17 protein-coding genes and 1 pseudogene are annotated in these 18,795 nt (G+C 44.5%); 11 read left to right on the top strand and 7 right to left on the bottom strand.

Annotated features, from left to right (window positions below; genetic code table 11):
• Window positions 1–140 precede the first annotated feature (140 nt).
• Window positions 141–857 carry a GUN4 N-terminal ARM-like repeat domain-containing protein gene (locus QUB26_RS20915; RefSeq protein ID WP_333244202.1) on the bottom strand — a complete coding sequence of 239 codons (717 nt, stop codon included), beginning with the start codon at window positions 855–857 and terminating at the stop codon, window positions 141–143.
• Between QUB26_RS20915 and QUB26_RS20910 the strand changes: the two genes are divergently transcribed.
• The gene (locus QUB26_RS20910; protein WP_333212647.1) at window positions 856–1,053 is read left to right on the top strand and encodes a hypothetical protein; all 198 of its coding nucleotides are present in this window, start codon (window positions 856–858) and stop codon (window positions 1,051–1,053) included. The two genes, QUB26_RS20915 and QUB26_RS20910, sit on opposite strands and share 2 nt — an antisense overlap.
• A gap of 40 nt (window positions 1,054–1,093) precedes the next feature.
• Here the strand turns inward: QUB26_RS20910 and QUB26_RS20905 are convergent, their stop codons facing one another.
• Window positions 1,094–1,666 (bottom strand): hypothetical protein, encoded by a 573-nt coding sequence (locus tag QUB26_RS20905; protein WP_333058257.1) that lies wholly within the window; start codon window positions 1,664–1,666, stop codon window positions 1,094–1,096.
• A 273-nt stretch (window positions 1,667–1,939) separates the two neighbouring features.
• Entirely contained in the window at window positions 1,940–2,149 is a 210-nt protein-coding gene (locus QUB26_RS20900) for a hypothetical protein (RefSeq protein WP_333058256.1), read from the bottom strand.
• Between the two features lie 1,078 nt (window positions 2,150–3,227).
• Here QUB26_RS20900 and QUB26_RS20895 point away from each other — a divergent pair.
• Both QUB26_RS20895 and QUB26_RS20890 read left to right on the top strand, forming a co-directional pair.
• On the top strand, window positions 3,228–5,864 hold the full coding sequence (locus tag QUB26_RS20895) for an AAA-like domain-containing protein (RefSeq protein ID WP_333244199.1): 2,637 nt from the start codon (window positions 3,228–3,230) through the stop codon (window positions 5,862–5,864).
• A 188-nt stretch (window positions 5,865–6,052) separates the two neighbouring features.
• Window positions 6,053–6,172 (top strand): hypothetical protein, encoded by a 120-nt coding sequence (locus tag QUB26_RS20890; RefSeq protein WP_333302784.1) that lies wholly within the window; start codon window positions 6,053–6,055, stop codon window positions 6,170–6,172.
• Window positions 6,173–6,274: 102 nt separating this feature from the next.
• On the opposite strand, the gene QUB26_RS20885 is transcribed toward QUB26_RS20890, so the two are convergent.
• On the bottom strand, window positions 6,275–6,469 hold the full coding sequence (locus tag QUB26_RS20885) for a reverse transcriptase N-terminal domain-containing protein (protein ID WP_333244196.1): 195 nt from the start codon (window positions 6,467–6,469) through the stop codon (window positions 6,275–6,277).
• A 134-nt stretch (window positions 6,470–6,603) separates the two neighbouring features.
• Window positions 6,604–6,732: a reverse transcriptase N-terminal domain-containing protein gene (locus QUB26_RS20880; RefSeq protein WP_445299418.1), complete on the bottom strand. Its 129-nt coding sequence runs from the start codon at window positions 6,730–6,732 to the stop codon at window positions 6,604–6,606.
• A gap of 468 nt (window positions 6,733–7,200) precedes the next feature.
• On the opposite strand from QUB26_RS20880, the gene QUB26_RS20875 reads away from it, so the two are divergent.
• Both QUB26_RS20875 and QUB26_RS20870 read left to right on the top strand, forming a co-directional pair.
• Window positions 7,201–7,413 (top strand): hypothetical protein, encoded by a 213-nt coding sequence (locus QUB26_RS20875; RefSeq protein WP_333319532.1) that lies wholly within the window; start codon window positions 7,201–7,203, stop codon window positions 7,411–7,413.
• Window positions 7,414–7,559: 146 nt separating this feature from the next.
• Window positions 7,560–8,855 carry a ribonuclease D gene (locus QUB26_RS20870; RefSeq protein ID WP_333244193.1) on the top strand — a complete coding sequence of 432 codons (1,296 nt, stop codon included), beginning with the start codon at window positions 7,560–7,562 and terminating at the stop codon, window positions 8,853–8,855.
• 132 nt (window positions 8,856–8,987) lie between these two features.
• Here QUB26_RS20870 and QUB26_RS20865 read toward each other — a convergent pair.
• Window positions 8,988–9,951 (bottom strand): annotated as a pseudogene (locus QUB26_RS20865) (IS630 family transposase).
• Window positions 9,952–10,473: 522 nt separating this feature from the next.
• Between QUB26_RS20865 and ruvA the strand changes: the two are divergent.
• The 5 genes from ruvA to QUB26_RS20840 all read left to right on the top strand — a co-directional run bounded on the left by ruvA (window position 10,474) and on the right by QUB26_RS20840 (window position 14,383).
• Entirely contained in the window at window positions 10,474–11,097 is a 624-nt protein-coding gene (gene ruvA / locus QUB26_RS20860) for a Holliday junction branch migration protein RuvA (protein ID WP_333319530.1), read from the top strand.
• 250 nt (window positions 11,098–11,347) lie between these two features.
• Window positions 11,348–11,617, top strand: coding sequence for a 30S ribosomal protein S15 (gene rpsO, locus QUB26_RS20855; RefSeq protein WP_015174482.1), 270 nt, complete (start codon window positions 11,348–11,350; stop codon window positions 11,615–11,617).
• Window positions 11,618–11,712: 95 nt separating this feature from the next.
• The gene (locus QUB26_RS20850) at window positions 11,713–12,186 is read left to right on the top strand and encodes a PAM68 family protein (RefSeq protein ID WP_333058252.1); all 474 of its coding nucleotides are present in this window, start codon (window positions 11,713–11,715) and stop codon (window positions 12,184–12,186) included.
• 265 nt (window positions 12,187–12,451) lie between these two features.
• The gene (gene aroF / locus QUB26_RS20845) at window positions 12,452–13,513 is read left to right on the top strand and encodes a 3-deoxy-7-phosphoheptulonate synthase (protein ID WP_333319528.1); all 1,062 of its coding nucleotides are present in this window, start codon (window positions 12,452–12,454) and stop codon (window positions 13,511–13,513) included.
• A 309-nt stretch (window positions 13,514–13,822) separates the two neighbouring features.
• A complete protein-coding gene (locus QUB26_RS20840) occupies window positions 13,823–14,383 on the top strand; it encodes a Uma2 family endonuclease (protein ID WP_333244183.1) in 561 nt (186 codons plus the stop codon).
• Here the strand turns inward: QUB26_RS20840 and QUB26_RS20835 are convergent.
• On the bottom strand, window positions 14,359–16,986 hold the full coding sequence (locus tag QUB26_RS20835; RefSeq protein WP_333319526.1) for a dynamin family protein: 2,628 nt from the start codon (window positions 16,984–16,986) through the stop codon (window positions 14,359–14,361). The two genes, QUB26_RS20840 and QUB26_RS20835, sit on opposite strands and share 25 nt — an antisense overlap.
• Before the next feature lie 1,441 nt (window positions 16,987–18,427).
• Here QUB26_RS20835 and acpP point away from each other — a divergent pair.
• Window positions 18,428–18,658: an acyl carrier protein gene (gene acpP, locus QUB26_RS20830; RefSeq protein ID WP_333244260.1), complete on the top strand. Its 231-nt coding sequence runs from the start codon at window positions 18,428–18,430 to the stop codon at window positions 18,656–18,658.
• Window positions 18,659–18,795 lie beyond the last annotated feature (137 nt).

Here is an 18,795-nt window from a genome sequence, read left to right as displayed (position 1 = left end):
ATGCGTTCGCCCTGCAGGCATCCCGCCTGTGAATTTCTGTGAATTTCTGCGCCTCAAAAATCAAAATCCCAATTCCCCAAAAACCATAGCGGGGCAGGCCATCCAGCCCGCCCCACATTCTCCAAAAGCCCCAAAATCATTCACTTCAACCAGGCAGGATGAGCCATCAAAGCTGCAAAAGGCTGCACTCCCCGCAACTGATTCGACAGCGGCAAATGACCCCTAGGCGCGCTCAAATCCCAAATAAACTCTTGCGGGTATCGCGTCCAATTATTCCCCTTTTTCCAGCCAATTAGCGGCCACAATTTATCCCAATTCTTGCCCGAACCGAGCCAAATTTCCCGCTGCACCGAAAAGCCAAATTTGCCTTCAGAATGAACTTTCCACAGCGTATTAATTGTTTGCAAATCCGTTATCGGCAAACTCTCAACTTGGGTAAAATACAGCCACTTTCTCACAGAAGCTGTATCACCAGCCAATTCACAAAGCTTGTCTAAAGTCAAGCGATCGGCTTCTTGAAATTCCTGTAACGCCAATAATTGTTGCAGCGGAGTGTAATCAATGTTAGAGTCCGATCGCAGTGGCACAACCCCAGTCGGAAAATTCGCTTGCAAAAACTCCGTCGCTCTCGGAGAATTAGCACTGTAAAGAATTTGGTAAGCCTTACCCATTACCGCAGTCGGTGCCTCTGACTTGCGCTCTAATAAAAATTCCATCAATACATCCCAACCGGAATCTGCTATTTGTTGTTGCAGCAGTTGCAGTTGAGCTTTTTCCGAACCCGACCTCAACTGAGAGCGGAGTTCGGCTGTATCGGCCGCCGAGTCTAGAGGAGAAGTAGAAATCGAGTCAGTCATGAGAAACTATCAGCTATCAGCTATCAGCTATCAGCTATTAGCTGAAGCCCTGGTTTTCCCCCATTGTACAATGGTACTGACTCCGATTCACTTCTCTGTACTCGGATGCCTGCGCGCAACGCCGCCTGGTTTAGCCGATCGCCCGATCGCACACTTTTCGCCAATGTCAGCAATCGCAAATAAGTCTACCATCTGAAATTTACGATCGATGCCATACCAAAGAGTTTTTTTTGAACCTAGTCGTCCACGATTGAAACCCATGCAGGGAAGGAAGGCGGAAAAAAGTTTATGTCATATTCCGAGTCTTCCCACTCTTTGACCCAAAGCGGCACGGCGCCTGGGCTAGGAGTTGCAGAAAAGGTGCGTTCTTTGACTTCGATCGAGTGAAATAGCTGTTTTAAAGTATCTCCCCGATCCAAAGCTTCGCTGAGGATGTCGTCCAAGTCAGGATCGACCCGTTTGACACGGTTTTTGTCCTCCTCCAGCCACAGCAGTTTCAAAGACTTCAGATCCCTCGGACTGAGGATGCTCTTGTAGTACACGCGCTTAAGGGTTGCTACGGGCTCCAATGAACGTTCTATCCGGCGAATTTGCTGAACTCGCAGGTAGTGCCATTCCGCTAAACGCTTGCTTTCCGAAGGCGGGAGAGTACCCTTGCCCGCTGCGTGTTTGTAGTCGTATTTAATCAAGCTGCAAGCCATATTGGCTAGCAGGTGAATCAACTGTTTTTCTTTGGGTGTCGCCTGACGCCGTTCCTGGGTTCTTGTCAATACGCGCTGTCTGCGGGTAGTTTCGAGAGTATTTTCCATTGGGTTTTTACGAGATGAAATACGATTGTGCCAGATCCAAATCCCGAACATCAGAAGGTAAGGAAGTTGATAGGCGGGGAAACTCCACCAACAGACTCGCCTTACCTGTTTATTTTCCCATCCACCGTTCTCTGAAACTGATTACCACACCTGGGATTAGGTAGACTGATCTTGGGATCGAGTTTTAACTACCTCGATCAGAGGCGGTTGGGACAACAAGCACCACAACTACAACCACAACCGCATCAGAGCGAACCACACTCCGGGCGCCAATTATTTCCTGCCTTTACCCGTTTTTACCTCTTCTTGGTCCCCATCCTCATTCGTTCCAGTGTAGTTAAAGTCAGGACGACTCTCCCAAGCCGTCAAACTACTGGCTGATGAAGGTTGTGTGGCGATCGCTGAAGCGCTGGCGCTGCCTGCCTGGAAAAAGCCGAAGCCAGCCGAGGCAATTACCCCTAATACTAAGATGCTGTTTTTCATGTTCGATGACCCTGATTTGCGTAGATTGACACTTTTTGGCTCACCCGATCTGTCAGAAATGGGTTGATGCAATAGCCCACTTGTCTTCTGATAAATCTGCCTGCCATAATCAATTCAGACAGGCACACCCGCTTGCGATCGGAAACGCCAGAAGTGACGTGTTACTAATGTCCACGATCATCCACCAACCCGAATCTTTTGGGTAGTGGAGCGAAAGCCATCAGGGCGTCGATCCATCAGGGAGTTATGCCATCAGGGTGCTAATCCATCGGGTAGTTAAGCCATCAGGGCGCATCTTCTACAATTAGCCACAGACTTAACTTTTAGAGTTGAGCGAGTGGTTAGCCAGTTTCTGACCACGCCTTTAAGAATTAAACTTTTTGTGGATGCATCCTGAAAAGTTTGTTCTTAGGAATCCCCGAACGCGAAAGCCCGGGGAAAGTCAGCAGCATGGAATTCCATGCAATCTAAGTCAACTAAAAAAACGCAGATTAACGATATCTCCCACTCAAGCAGTCCTCAGCCAAACGCTGGGGTTTTTTATTGGCAGCCATTGCTCTGTCTTTTCCTCCAGCATTCGGCAAGCGCAACTGAAGGCAGAAGGTTGACGGCGCTGTGGTTATGAGTTTCCCTGCCAACATCATACCACCGGGTTAATTTTAAAGTATTATTGTAAAAAAAATGTGAAAAAAACGGCGTTTTAGCGTTTTCAATCCGAGCGAGTGAAAATTCATCTAATTATGTGAACGAGTGTAAAAAATCAAGTGGCGGGGTACAATTGGGCCGATCATAGGATTTGGGGCGAACGCTTGCAAAGATACGGTAAAGATTGACGAGAAGAAAGCTGACCTAGTAGACAATAGAGAAAGAAGAACAAAAAATTTTCCACCATAGTAAGGCCGATTCAAAAAAAAACAATGCAAATGCAACAGGCAAACTCCAAACCCTTATTGAATAAGTCATTGCCCAATCTAAAATCTAAAATCTAAAATCTAAAATGGTATCAGCGGGCCATAACTCCAATTTGTAACCTTTCGATCGCACAGCATAGGGGCGTAAAATCTTGATGAATTCCCAGATGACAGCATCCGTCAACTCAACGTACCAATATCAAGTTGGAGGCTATTTGCCTGCCGGTGCGCCCACCTATGTCAGGCGATCGGCAGACAGCGAGCTCTACGAAGGACTCAAAGCCGGAGACTTCTGCTACGTGTTGAGTTCGCCACAAATGGGAAAGTCCAGCCTGCTAGTGCAAACGGCCAAAAGGTTGCAAGCCGAAGGTACAGTTTTTGCCGCCATCAACTTGAGAAGCATCAGCAGCCCAGATATCTCCCCCCAAAAGTGGTATGGCGGAATCATGTACCGCATGGCCAGCAGTTTACACATCACAAACAGGTTTGATGCCATCAAGTGGTGGAACGATCGCGAACTGCTGCCGCCGGTGCAGCGATTGGAGATATTTATCGAAAAAGTTTTGCTCAAGTCACTTCAGCAAAATCTGGTAATTTTTCTAGATGACATTGACAGCATCAGCCGCCTAAATTTCAGTACCAAGGATTTTTTTGCTTTGATCCGGGCTTGTTACTCCAAGCGGGCAGAGCAACCGGAATACGATCGCCTGACTTTTGCTGTTATGGGAGTAGCAGCCCCCTCAGAATTGATCCGAGATCCAAGATGCAACCCTTTTAATGTTGGACGGCAAATTCATTTAAGTCGATTCCAACTGCAGGAAAGTTTGCCGCTAGCAAAAGGATTAGCCCTGAAAGCTTTTCGCCCCCAAAAAGTCCTCCAAGAAATATTAGCTTGGACGGGCGGGCAACCGTTTCTAACTCAAAAAGTTTGCCACTTGGTACTTGAATACGGGCCTTTTATTGGCAGAAATTCGGAAGCTCAGCAGGTTGAAAAACTGGTCAAACACAGAATTATTAAAAATTGGGAAGAAGAAGACGAACCCCAACATTTGATACCTATACGCGATCGCATTTTCCATAACCACTGCGACCTCACGCGGCTGTTAACGCTGTACCAGCAAGCTTTGCAACCGCCCAAGGCAACAAAACCGGGAGAATCCCAGGGAGTACCAGCAGATTACTCTCCCGAAAAACTCGAATTGCAACTGTCAGGACTGGTTGTTAAATTTGAGGGTAAATTAATAGTTTCCAACCTAATTTATCAGTCAGTTTTTAATCAGTTCTGGGTGGAAAAAGAGCTGGGAAAATTGGCTCCTTACCGCTTGGCCCTAGCAGCATGGCTGGCTTCAGACCGCGAAGATGAATCACTGTTATTGACAGGGGAAAGTTTGCAGTCAGCTTTGGATTGGGCGGAGGACAAACAATTAAGCCAAGAACACTATTGGTTCTTGAATCCCGATCGAACTTTTGGGAAAAAACCCACAGTGGTTGTCGCACAAGTTGCAGACAGCAGCGTAGACACAGATGCAGACAGCCACATCCTCACCCCACCCTCAGAGAGTCTTCCAACTGGCAACAACGAACAGAGATTGTACGATCACATCGTCTCCTGCGTGGAAACAGAATCCCCCGCACAGGTGATCGAGCGGTTCCGAAAGCTATTCATCGACGGCATGGGCTATCCCGATCGAGAGATTGAAGCAACTTTGTATAGTATAGTCTCCGTCAAGCGATCGGATCAGGACTTTAAATATCTGCTCCACCGCTGCTGCTACATCCCCATCAACCGCTGGCAATTGCAATCACAAAATCAGTTCGCGATCGCCAAGTTGGTATCTTTATTTAAGCAGACTTCTCCCCGATTCGGGATGGAATTTTACATAGTCAAGCGCTTACAAGAACAAATAAAATTTTTTAATAAAAGTGAAGAATTCCAGACTATAGAGCGCTTAGTAAAAGCCTTAGATAGAGATGCGGAACTGCAGCAACAAGATACAGATTTTCCTTTGGGCGAATTGATCTGTCGGTATCCTTATTTGTACGGCTATTCTCTACTGAGCAAGGACAGCATTGAGGAAGACCAACAAACCATCCAAAAACTGGCATTTCAAAGACAGCGACAATTTGAAACACATTTGTCTAAATATTTGAATTATATGGTTGAGCCGAGAAATACAGAAATAGGAATTGTACAGCGAGCGGCTAATCCCACACTTTTGAACGATGCAGAACTGCACTTAGCGGTCAGGGAATTTGCCGGAAAAGTAGCAGGCGATCGCACCTACAAAGAAGCGGCTCAATTTTTCCTGAGAGATTCCCGAAAAACTCCATCTTACGCCTCATTTAAAGTGGATTTATATGAATATTTAATATCGTCTATCGAACCAGAATACGGCGGGCGTCAATTTAATGACCGTTTGTACAAACAAATCAAAAATACATTGCGAGAAAATGACTCGGTGAAATTCAATAATCCATTGTTAGTTCGTACTTGCAACCAGTTGTTCAACTTCTTAGTAGTGGAAAATTCCCAACATCCCAGCCACTACGTTTTTTACGATTTGGTGTACAACCTCGGCGCCAGCAGGACAATGGGTTTACTGATGAAAATTGTGCTGCTTTCGGGCAAAGTAAAACCAGAGTTGGAAAAGCGATTTTCTATTTTGTTCAACCACTATGAAGGTAAAGCTTCTAATGAAATTATGTGGTTTGTCAAATCGTTGGAAAATTTCAATGTGGCTTTGGTTGTGAATTTTGGTAAGATGGATTTGTCTTTAGTTAAAGAGCATCTTATTTTGACTTAAAAAAAACCAACTCCCTGGTGCAGGGTTTTATAATAGTATTAATTTCAAAAAAACCAGGTAAAGCACATAAAAACCTTTGTTTACTCACGTAACCAGAGCCTGTAAAGGAGTATTTTTTACTACTCTTGAGTTAGGAAAAAAAACATGGCAAAAACTCATACTAAAACGGGCTTTCTGTGGTAGTAAATGTGAGCGATAAAATTTATGAAACTGGCCGAAAAGTAGCTAAGGGATTTAAAGAAACAATAAAAATTATTTTTGATGAATATCTACCAAAATGGAATTATCGTGCAGTTCCGACTATTTAGCAGATGCTAAAGTTATTAAATTGTCATTCCTTAGAATTAAAATTTCTCATGTAAAAGTCAAGATAGTTAATTTTATATTATCGCTCTATCCAATGGGTATTTCTAAACCCGGTACGCTATATCTAGTGGTCGTGCGTAAGTCCTGACGCTTCTTGACGAGCTTCCAGTTAATGTTTGCCCAGTCTTGAAGTGGTTCCTTTGTTCCCTACGTACCGCTAAGCATTTTGCAGCCCAGGACTTCATCAACAACTTTTGGAGTCTGCGAAGTGCCTTAATACAGCCTGTTCGGTGGTTCATGAAGTACACTATAAAGCTATATTGTGTGGTGTTAATCCTCCGGGTGCGGAGCGGCGAAATATTGGTCGATAAAACTTACAGATTGACGGGTGTATCAGCACCTTACACGGGCTAGAAGATTGTGTGTACCACATCTACATGGAATATGCTGTATCACCACGATTGGCGGCTTGATAGATTCTTTTCTGCAACTTGAACACAACTATTTCCAGCTTTCGCCAGGGAGTCTTGTTCCATTCATACATCGGTTTTACCGTGCTCATGACTTTTAGATTGCTACTGGAGGTTCTATCTTCCGAGACACCGTGGGTCTGTCTGCATATCTCCCTCGTTACAGGGGAGCTTTCGCTTTTGACCCAATCTCTCCTTGCCGTTGCATCCGGGAACGCACCTACTCTGAAAATCGACTTTTTCAGAGAGCAAACGGTAGGTTATTTCGTTCCTGTTCGTCTTTGTTTAGAGTTTTTAGGGTGGTACTTTCCAGCGAATTTATTACAGAGTGCTGAGTTGGTCAAGCTAACAATTGCCAACCCTCCGGTACATTGAAGGTAAAGTCCCTTTCTTACCAATCCTTGCCCTTTTGGGACTCAAGCGCGTATCAACCTGTTTCGCTGGTTATCGCTCACGATGGTTCGGATGTACCTTTACTTTCGCTACCCATAAACTCTTGCTCGACGGGATTCTAGAATAGGTTTTCCAGTTACCGCCTTTTCACCCCGCTTTACGAATTGATGGCTAATCGCTACCGTAGGGGTGATGCTTTCACCGCAGCACCAGCGGGATGGGACTTGAACAGTGTTCTCACCCACAAGACGAACAAGTTGTCATCTAACAAGGGATTAAAGTGCGAACTCAATCCATATTGGATTACCTTGTTAGAGCCTGAATTCCCCCCATTTCTGGGTTTCTTCAGAACGAAACGCACGCTAGAACGAGAAATATAGGAAGAAACCGGGGCAACCGGGTTTCTGAGGTTGGCGTGTATCCAGGACACGGCAATGCGATGTCCGGTGTTTAAATTGTTGACAATCGAGCCGATAATTGCTATAGCATAATAGAATCAAAAAGTTAATAGCAAAAGTCTCTAAAAATGCCTTATTTAACAGCAGCAAACGATATCAAAGCACTCATCGCTAAATTTTCCCAAGCTAAAATCCTGTGGGTGGATACAGAAATAGCAGACTATAAATCCAACCCCAGATTATCTCTGATTCAGGTGTTAGCTGACTCCACAGATTCCACGGGAGATGCCACTTTTCTACTAGATGTCTTGGATAAACCAGAATTGACCAAAGATTTCATCAACCAAATCATGGTCAATCCACATATTGAAAAAGTCTTGCACAACGCCAGCTATGACATCAGATTTCTCGGCAATGACGACGCTCAAAATGTCACTTGCACATTCAAAATGGCGACAAACATTCCCACTTACATCCTGCCATTACCCAACCGAAAACTCAAAACTTTAATAGAAACACTTTGCGGCATTGCTTATGTAGATAAAACAGAACAAAGCGGCGATTGGGCAAAGCGTCCCCTGACCCAGAATCAGCTAGAATATGCCAAGATGGACGCGGTTTATTTAGCTGGAGTGCATCGCCACCTGCTAGAAATTCTTGCCCAATGCTACCCCGAACCAGCAACGGAAAACTTGACAGCATTGGGTGAAAAATATCAGGAAATAGAATCTCGGTGGAAGCCGCTAGATTCAGAAATTGCTGAAGTGAAAGAACGCATTAAAGCAGGGATGCTGGCCCAAAAGCTCAAAGACAGTTCTTATTTTGAGCTTTCCAGTTCGATAACGATGAAAGTTGATTTTATGACGCTGGCCAGACTGATGGAAAATGAGGGAATTGAGTTAAATTTTCCGGTGACGCTGACGAAAGAAATTCAAAAACAGTTAGGCAACCTCATCGCTGATCCATCTTTGGAAGTTGAGGATATTGCTAGTTGGCGGTTAAATTCTAATGTACAGCAACGGCGGAAATCCACTAAGAAAATTGCGCCGGAACCGGAGAGTGAGGATTTAACAGTATTGGGGGAAAGGTATCAAAAAATTTTGCCTGAATGGAAGTTACTGGATTCAGAAGTTGAGCATTTGAAAGAGCGAATTAAAAAAGCAATGTTGGTGCAAAGTAAGGAAAATACTCCCCATTTTAAGTTATCCAGTTCCTCAATTTTGAAGGTAGATTTTGCTAGATTGGCAAAACTTGCGCTATCTGTGGGAGTTGAGTTAGATTTTATGGTGACGCTGACTCAATACATTCAAAAGCGGTTAGGGGAAGCTATTAACAAAATTGATGTGCAAATTGAGTATCTTACGAGTTGGCGGATGACGGCTAAGACTATGGAAGAGGAAGATGATGATGAAATCCCTTTTTAACTACTAAAATATCATGTTTCTTCTCATTTTTATGTGTTCTCTGGGGTCTGGGAGGGTGAGAAAGAGGTCTAAGAACAAGACCCAATAAGGGTTGCAGCCGGGAGCATCCCGATTTTGTAAATATAGCCTTTCTCATAAAGATGAGGTACAATAACAGCAGTGTGTAAACCAGTTAAAAATATTTGACGATGTAACTTGTCCGAACGCAAACTAAGAGTGCTTTTCCTAACTCTTGATAATTAGTAGTCTTGATAGAACGGAGAATGATTTTAAGTTTTGACCACAGATTCTCAATTGGTGAAAAATCTGGTGAATAAGGTGATAAGTATATTAATTTTGCGCCTTTCTTTTCAATCGCTTTTTTGACTTCTTCTCCCAGGTGAATAGGACAATTATCCATCACCACACAAGCACCTTTCCAGAGTTTTGGTACGATTTTTCTGATAATAAAAGCTTCAAATGTAATTGCATCAGTTCCGCCTATTAGATTAACCGATGTCAAAATTTCATTGACTGACATTGCTCCAATTATTGAGAGATTTTTGCCACGTTTAGTTGGTTTTAGTCCCTGGGTTCTTTCACCTTTTTGCATACCTAGCATATAACCTAACCATTGCCAAATTAACTCCCGATTCGTCAATGAATATTAAGTCTTTCAAACCTTACTTTTTAATGGTTTTCCAGAACTCACATCGCAGGATTTGAACTCGCTCCGTGCCTTTACCTGAAGGGAAGAGAGTTTTTTTTTGACAGTAATGTTTAAGAGTTTTATCATTCTTCCTATTGTTGCTCTACTAACGGAAAATCCCATTTTTCCATAAAGTAAATAACGGAGTTCTTCAACAGTTGCATCATTATTTGCTTCAACCAATTGGGCACTCGATGAGTAGTTGCTCCGCATTCAGTTTGCCTTTGTTTGACTCCACATCGGTCAGTTCTCGGAGTAATGTTTTTTGTTTCACGATATTGTTTAAGCAATTTTTGTACAAAACTCCGAGGCTCCAGAAAAACGCTTAGCTATTGCTTTTTGTGAAATGGGTTCAGCATGATAAGTATCAAGGATTTTTTGCCGAAAATCAATCGAATAAGCTTTGATTTTTAACAATGTATGATGTTTGGTACAAGTAAACGTGTTGTGAGTCAAGCAGATCGTGGTGTAAAAAAAATGCTATTATGTGTGGTATGGCTTTCGCGTGGCTTTACTGAACCATGTAATTAGAGTTCATTTGAGCTGATCTTCTCTGTTTGACCCTCACGAGTGAGTGTCAGTAACATGATACCTCATCTTTCGCTCGAAAGGCTATAAATTTGTAGGGGTAGTGCTAAGAGTGCCTACACCCTATCTATCGGGCAACCGGGCGTGGGATTGCCCCTACAATAATTATGCAAATGATGCGAGGATTGCTATAGCAGGCAGGGCAATCACCCTTTAGCGGCTTGTAGTTCAGGATCCTCATAAACGCTATATATGGTGTTTATGCGTAAGTCCTGAACCATTTACTCAAAATCCGTGAAGTGAAGCTATCCCGAAGGGAATCGAACAGATATCAGCCTCAACGAAATCTGCTGCATCATCGCCGAGTTTGACGAAAACGAATAGCGGTGTATTATAAACTCTATGATTAGCTATCTCAAAGGCACAGTCGCCGATATCGCCAAAGGCAGCAACCGCGTCATATTGACTCTGGAAGTCAATCACATCGGCTATGAAATCCAAATTTTGCCCCGTGTGACCGGTCAATTGCCAGCATCCGGCGAAGTCGCCCAAATTTTTACCCACCAGCAAGTTAAGGAAGACCAAATCGTATTGTACGGTTTTGGCAGCGCGGCAGAACGCGATTTGTTTCGGCAGTTGACGAGTGTCAGCGGTGTGGGTGCTCAACTGGCGATCGCACTTCTGGATACTTTAGGATTGCAAGATTTAGTCCAGGCGATCGTCGGCGGTAACACCCGCATCCTCGCCAAAACTCCGGGCGTGGGTACAAAAACCGCAGAACGTCTCGCCCTGGAACTCAAAAGCAAACTCTCGGAATGGCGCCAGCAAGCAGGTTTGACAACTTCAGTCGCGGCCGGAGTCCCCCCAGCTATTCAAGAAGAAGTCGAGATGATCCTGCTGGCGATGGGATACACTGGGGCTGAAGTCTTGCAAGCGCTGCAAACCCTCAGTCAAGACAGCACTTTGTCCGCCAAAGGTGATGCGGAGGATTGGATACGTGAGGCGATCGCCTATTTGAGCCGATAATTGCCTACAATGATAATCCCCTACAATATCTAGCCGCCGGGAATAAAAACCCTGGACGGGCGGGACGCCCATCCCACAATTTTTTTTCCTGTGGGATGGGCGTCCCGCCCGTCCTAAGTATGTTTGCAATTCAAGTCTATTCTGCTCAAAAAACAAACCCATCCGTAGCAAAAATTTTATCGTTGTTATGCTTCCCCTGTGATAACATTGGAGATCGTGACAATCGTACAAAAAAAACTAAAATCAATTCATGGCTCTTACACAACAGCGCAAACAAGAAATCATGGGCGACTTCCAAACCCATGAAACCGATACCGGTTCAGCAGATGTCCAAGTCGCCATGCTGACCGATCGCATCACAAAACTCAGCGCCCACCTGAAAATCAACCAAAAAGACTTCGCCTCCCGGCGCGGTTTGATGATGATGATCAGCCGCCGCAAGCGCCTGCTGGCATACATCCAAAAGCAAAATGCCGATCGCTACAAAGCATTGATTGCCCGTCTAGGCATTCGCGGCTAAACACCAAAGCCAAAATTTGCGACAATATTCTTTAATCTTGGACAAACACCAAGACTTATTGAAAAATGTTCGAGATTTCAGGTCAGAGATAAAATATGTCCTCCGAACCACCCCGCAAGCGCTTGCCCTTTGAACCGGCAACAAATCGTAAAAAAACGCCTAAAAAGCCCCCAGAACCCCAAGCAAGCATAGCCTTAGAGTCGGATTCTGCCGACAAGCAGCCGAAAGCTAACAAAACCGGAAAACAGGCGCAATCCATCCCAGAAGTAGTCAGCCAACGCATGATATCTCGCATAGCGGTATTCTGCGGCATACCGACAATCCTGGGAATTTCCACATTTTTTGTCAGCTATTTGATAGTCAGCAAAGGCTTGTTTGATTTGCCCAACACAGCAGTATTGCTGGTAAGCATGGGCTGTTTTGGTCTAGGCGTTCTGGGATTAAGCTACGGAGTCCTCTCAGCTTCCTGGGATGAAGAAGTTTCAGGAAGCACTCTGGGGTGGGAAGAATTTAATACCAATTTTGGACGGATGCGAGAAGCGTGGCGCGCCGCGAAGCCAAAAAGTTAGTCATTAGTTATTAGTCATTAGTCATTAGTCATTAGTCAGTAGTCATCGGTGTCAACTTAAGGTTAAACCCAGTCAGAGACTTCTGTTTGACGATTAGCCCCAGATCCCCCCTAGCCCCCCTTAAGAAGGGGGGGACAAGAACTTGCTCAAAGTCCCCCTTCTTAAGGGGGATTTAGGGGGATCGAGGCTTAGGTAAAAACGGGATTTTTCGCATTCCATCCGTGTCATAATTCGTGTCTAGCCCAACTAAAAAGGCAAAAAAAATATGATTATAGTAATGAAAGCCGGCACTCCAGAAGCCGAGATCGATCGCATCGACGAAGAGCTCCGCACTAACTGGGGTTTGATACCAGAAAAAATCGTCGGCCGTTACAAAACCGTCATGGGTTTGGTGGGCGACACCGTTGAACTAGAACCGATGCAACTGCGCGAAATGAGCACCTGGATTGAAGAAGTGCTGCGCGTGGAAAAACCCTACAAACGCGCTTCTCTGGAGTACCGCCAAGGAGAAGCCAGCACAGTAGAAGTTGCTACTCCTTTAGGAACTGTGATGATCGGCTTGCATCACCCGATCGCGATCGTAGCAGGCCCTTGCTCGGTCGAAAACGAAGAAATGATTGTCGAAACGGCAATGCGCGTCAAAGCTGCTGGAGCTCATTTTCTCCGTGGTGGCGCGTACAAACCGAGAACTTCCCCCTATGCTTTCCAAGGCCACGGCGAGAGTGCTTTGGGATTGCTAGCTGCGGCGCGGGAAGCTAGCGGTTTGGGAATTATCACGGAAGTTATGGATGCGGCCGATTTAAGTGCGATCGTGGAAGTAGCCGACGTGGTACAAGTCGGGGCGAGAAATATGCAGAATTTCTCACTGTTGAAGAAAGTCGGAGCTCAAGACAAACCAATTTTGCTGAAGCGCGGCATTTCCGCAACCATTGAAGAATGGTTGATGGCTGCTGAGTATATCATGGCTTCTGGCAATCCGAACGTGATTTTGTGCGAGCGCGGAATTCGCGGGTATGACAGGCAATATACACGCAATACCCTCGATTTGTCGGCAGTACCAGTATTGCGGACTCTGACTCACTTACCGATTATGGTTGACCCCAGTCACGGCACCGGTTGGGCGCAGTTTGTACCCTCGATGGCGTTTGCTTCGATCGCCTCTGGTACTGATTCGCTGATGATTGAAGTGCACCCGAATCCGAAAAAAGCTTTGTCTGACGGGCCGCAATCTTTAACACCGGATCAGTTCGACAAGTTGATGGAAGAATTGGCGGTGATTGGTAAAGTCATGGGACGTTGGCCACAGCCGGTGCCAGTTTTGGCATAAAAATCGCGGTAATCAGTCAATACGCTTGGGTTAACCCAGATCCCCCCTAACCCCCCTTAAAAAGGGGGGGACAAGAATGTTCTCAAAGTCAACCCCTACTCCCCTTCTTAAGGGGGATTTAGGGGGATCTCCGAGGAATAAATAGTTTTAACGGAACCGTATTGGGTTAAATCCCCGACTTGTTAAAGAAGTCGGGGATTTTGTTATTCGGTTTTTGGAATAGAGGCCCAAGGGCGATCGTAGTTCTAGGAATGTTGGGAAATTTTGTATAATTGATATTTGAATTAATTAGCGAGAGGGCTGGGAGTCATGGTAGGCATCGGAACCAAACTCACTTTAGCAGAATTTCTAGCTTTGCCCGACGGAGATGTATATTGTGAGTTTGTAGATGGTGAAGCAGTCCCTAAAGTGTCTCCAAAATTTTTTCATTCCAGTTTACAGGGAGCTTTGTGTGACCTGATTCGTGTATGGTGTAAAGGACGCGGGCGAGTGCTTCCAGAATGGGCAATTTTGTTAAAACGTCAGGATAAAGATTGGGCACCTGTTCCCGATTTAACGTACATTTCTTATGAACGTCTGCCGAAAAGTTGGCGGCGAAATGAAGCTTGTCCCGCAATTCCTGAACTGGTGATTGAGATTATATCGCCCGATCAAAGTATGAAGGAATTTGAAGAGAAGGCGAAAGATTATTTGGCTGCGGGTGTTCCGCGAGTTTGGGTAATTGATCCAGAGGCTATTTTAATTAGAAGTTTTTTGACCGATGGTTCTAGTCAAGTTTATACGGATAATACACCGATTGTGGATGAGTTGCTGCCTGGTTTGGAGTTGACGACTAGACAGATTTTTCAGGAAGCGGAATTGATTGATTGAGGGCGATCGCTCTGATTTAAAATAGCCTCAATTTGATTTTGTACTTGTTCGAGTTCTCGGCGTTTGTCAGCCAGCCAAACTTTTTGGGCCTCGCAATCTGCTTGCTCTCGATCGCGCTTTTCCTGCTGTTCTAATAAATTTTCCCACAGCGAGATCGCTTTTGACATCGCACCGCTATTCGCATCAGCGCGATCGTCAAATACTGTAATAATTCTTTCTTGTACCTTCTCAAAAATAGACTGGGCAGATTCGTCAAATTTCTCAACGCCTAACTCGCAAACTTTTTGCTTAATCTGATCTTTAACAGCATCGCCATCTAAAAAACTAAAGCCAAAACCGCCACCAGCGCCAGCAGCTAAGCCACCCAAAATAACTCCTATAAAACCAAGTCCTGTAAAAAATAGCAACCCAGCACCTACTAATGCACCGAGACCCAAACCAACGCCTAAGCTTTCATCACTACCGATATTTGGGTTAATTGAGGAAGCAATTCCCCTTCCACTTGCGCCAAATCCGCCTAAGCTACCTGCTGTTGCTAAGTTATTGAATTGAGCGACAAGGCTAGTGCTGAGTTGCTGGTCAAACTGTTGAAATTCTTGCCGTATTGCATCAATATCTTCACCGATTTGGCTGTCTAGCACTCCCATATTTTGTTTTAAAATAGACTGTACTTTTTGATTGCCCCAGTCATCAATTTCTTCGGTGATGTCTCGTACAAATTGATCTGCATAATCTTTAGTCAACTTGTCTTGACTCATGATGTGTCCGTGTTCGGAAGTCCAGCGATGACTTTTTGCCATCAGGCGTTCTCCCAATCCTTCCACCCATTCATTCCAAGATTCAATAGCTTCTTCTACAGATTCCTCCCTCAGTTCATTAGCTAAAAGTTTGATTTTCACATCGCGGCCGCTTACTTCCGCCATTTGTTCAAAAATCTTCGCCTTATCTCCTTGAGAAACTGTCAATTTTCCTTCTAAGATTTCCCTATATTGAGTCAATTCATTGCAGCCAGTATTAATAATTTGCTTAATTCCGGCGGCTGATTGCTGAAGTGCGATCGCCCCGCGTTCAACTGTCAGAAACTTCTCAACCGAATCAGTAAAACCCTGAAAAGATTTTAGATAATCATCATTTTCATGGCCTGCTAAAATCGCTTCCAATGCAGATTGAGCAGAAATAAAATGAATCCGATTTTCACCAGCAATCAAATTTTGACTTGTAACAATTGTTTCCACCCTTTTTCGTACCTGCTGGCGACTCTCTTCCCGCCGCAGCAAATCGAAAAAATTAACTACCATAAAAATATTACTCGCGCCTTCCTTATTACCATAATTTAGTTCTTTTTTCAAGTACAAAAGCAGTTCTCGCTCTTTCTCGGTTAAAGCATTTTGAGCATGAGTTAAGAAAATAACCGCATCAGTTGTTTTGAGCACCTGTTGGGTGATTAATGTGCGTTCGGCTTGTTCGTTCAATCCAGGAGAATCAATAATTTCTACCCCATTGCGGCACAACTCTAATTCGGGATGTTCAAAAACGATTTCGGCAATTTCCGACTTGGCAATTTCATCGGCATAGGAACCATAAGCCGCTTGTTCCGAAATCGAAGCTTTCTCTTGATATTGTGCAGGTGAAATTTCTTCCTCCCGTCCATTGTGGTAGCGACAAATAACCCGGCGCTGCGAACCATATTTCAAAATAGTCACATTACCGCTACAGGGAATATCGCGCACTGGTTGGATTTCCTCACCAAGTAAAGCATTTAGTAAGGTTGATTTACCTTTACTAAATTCGCCGACAACAGCAACGCGAAAACATGGAGATTGCAATCTCTGAGATACTTTCGTTACTTCTTGTGCTAAAGTAGGAGATAGCACGTTGCGATCGATTCCATTTTGCAGAGTTAAGCCTAGTTTTTCACAAAGAGCATTCAGTTGTTGCCGATACTCCTGAAATTTTTTCAACTCCTGATAGGATGAAACTGATTGCTTTTGATTTGTTTTGTGTTTCGGTTTGGCTGGTAAATGTTCGATAATGTGACTGGCAGCACGGACAAACATAGAATCGAGAGATTGAAATTGCGCTGGATCTAGTAACGAGTGGACTTCTGCTAAAGCTGCTGTATCGCTGATGGCTTGATTGCTAAAACTCGCTTCCAAAACACTCAAAAATCGCGCATTAACTCCGAGTCGATCGGCAATGATGGTCAAATACTGTTTTTCTCGTTCATCTATTGTCCCATCTGCCGCCGACATTTGATACCCAAAACTAATCAACAGCAGTTTTTCCTCTTCGGAAAAGCACGATGTGAGCGCCAGCAACGCCGTCAATTTCTTGTAAACTTGCTGTTCCCGCACGCTCTTAACCATCGGCATTACGAATTGGCGCAAACTGTTGTTAGCGGGAATAAGTTCCGTAAAAATTGTCCGCAATCGCTGTGTTTCCTCAGCACTTACCGTACCGTCGGCATGAATGACTCCCAGCAATACCGTCACCAGCCCCGCCAGGAAAAGCACAGGCGGAGTAATATCCTCTTTTCGGAGGTTTTGCCCGGTCAGCCGCGAAACAAGCTCAACTGTTTGAGGACTAATTAGCGAAGTGTGCATTTGCAGGGCATATTGATAATTTTTTTTTATTTAAACTAGCATAATATATTAGTTATTCTGTGGATTGGTAACACGGTAGAAATTGATGATGAACTTTGTATTTCCCCCGGCGGTACAGGCTGCGATCGAGGCTGGCAAGTACGTACAAGTGTTTACATCGGCTGGAGTGCCGATCGGCATGGCGAGAGATGCAGCAACGGGAGAGTTTGCGGCCCACGCCGTTGGCGCGGTGGTCAACAACAGCCCCCTATCGCCGTTAGTGTCTCCCGTGCAGCTTGCAATGGGAGGCTTGCAGATGTACCAAAACCACATGGGCTTTCAAGCCGTCCAAACCAGTTTGGGCGTGCTGCAAGCGACAACAGCCGTCATTGGTGTGGGAGTTGCGGCTGGGGTAGCCTTGTCGGCGGTGAATTTGCACCAGACTTTGAAACTAAAAAAAGCAGTAGAAAGGCTGGAAGTTAAAGTAGAAAATGGTTTCATCAATTTAGAACAACTTTTGAAAGGCCAAGGCGCCGAAATTAAGCAATTAATTTCCGAAGTGGTTGCAGATATAAAATTTGAGAACCATCGCCTAGTCTTAGTGCGGGCTTACGGGTTATTTAATCAAGCAATTCAACGAATGCGATCGGCTTTGCAACTGCAAGATATCAACCGCCGCAATGCTGAAATTGATGCGGCGCGGGGGATGCTGTTTGAGGCTTTAGCTGATTACAGAAATCCGCAGTTGTTGTCAGAAACCTGTGCGGCGGGACAGTTGCGGCGGTTAGAGTGCAGTTGGACGATCGAACAAAGTATTATTGCGACTTATCAGGTGCAAAATGAGTATGGGGCTGCGGGCGATCGTATTTCTCAACTTCAACAACAAATCCGTCAAGATAGCCTCGGTATTATACACTGTTGTGACTCAGACGAAGAGCTTGACTTTCTTTTTCCTGAAATTACGTGCATTCACGATCGCGATTTAGTTTTATTAGAGAGTTGGCAAAATCAGATTGAATGGATGAAAGCTTTACCGCCAAGTGAATTAAAACAGTTGCAAAGTGCTGATTTTAGTAAATCTGACTCTGCTGTTAAGGTGGAGAAAAACTCAGCCGCAACAGCTTTAGCAATCCCAGAGGAACAGTTATTTTATGAAAATTTGAAGCCGAAGTCTCATTTTTACGCGCTTCGCACTCAACTGGAATGGATGCTCGATCAGGAGCGACGTGAAGAGTATGAAGATTATATCATTGAACAAGGGGAACTAGGGGGTCATAAAAGTTTAGTATCGTCGAATTTGGAAAAAGCCTCTGATTTGGCTGTGGCTAATCTATTTTGGTACTTCAAAGTCCGGGATGAATCCGAAGAGGAATTAGAATTAGATTCTGATGAAACTACGAATAATACTGCTACTGCTACCGTTGTTGCAGAATCTTTCCCAAGCGATAAGGTTAAGCAGCAAATTTATGAAAAAGTCAAAGCCGTTGTTGCCAAGCAACTAGAAGTTGATGCAAGTCAAGTCACCATCAACGCTAATTTTGCCAGTGATTTAGGAGCAGATTCTCTCGATGCAGTAGAGCTAATCATGGCCATCGAGGAGGAATTCGACATTGAAATTCCCGATGAAGCTGCGGAGAACATAGAAACAGTTCAACAGGCTGTTGATTACATTTACAAAAAAGTTGCTGTTTAAAAAGCAAAGACAGTAACCAAGTTCAAATTCCTTAAACAGAAGAAAGCACTAGAAAGACTTGTAAGGATTCAGGTAAAAATAGTTCCGCAGAGAGCCGAACAATATGGTAATGTAGTCAGATGAGCGAAAAGTCAGAG

Source organism: Microcoleus sp. B4-C1 (assembly GCF_036705285.1).
Lineage (GTDB): Bacteria > Cyanobacteriota > Cyanobacteriia > Cyanobacteriales > Microcoleaceae > Microcoleus.
Note: the sequence above shows the minus strand (reverse complement) of the source record. Positions and strands in the feature narration are given on the sequence as shown.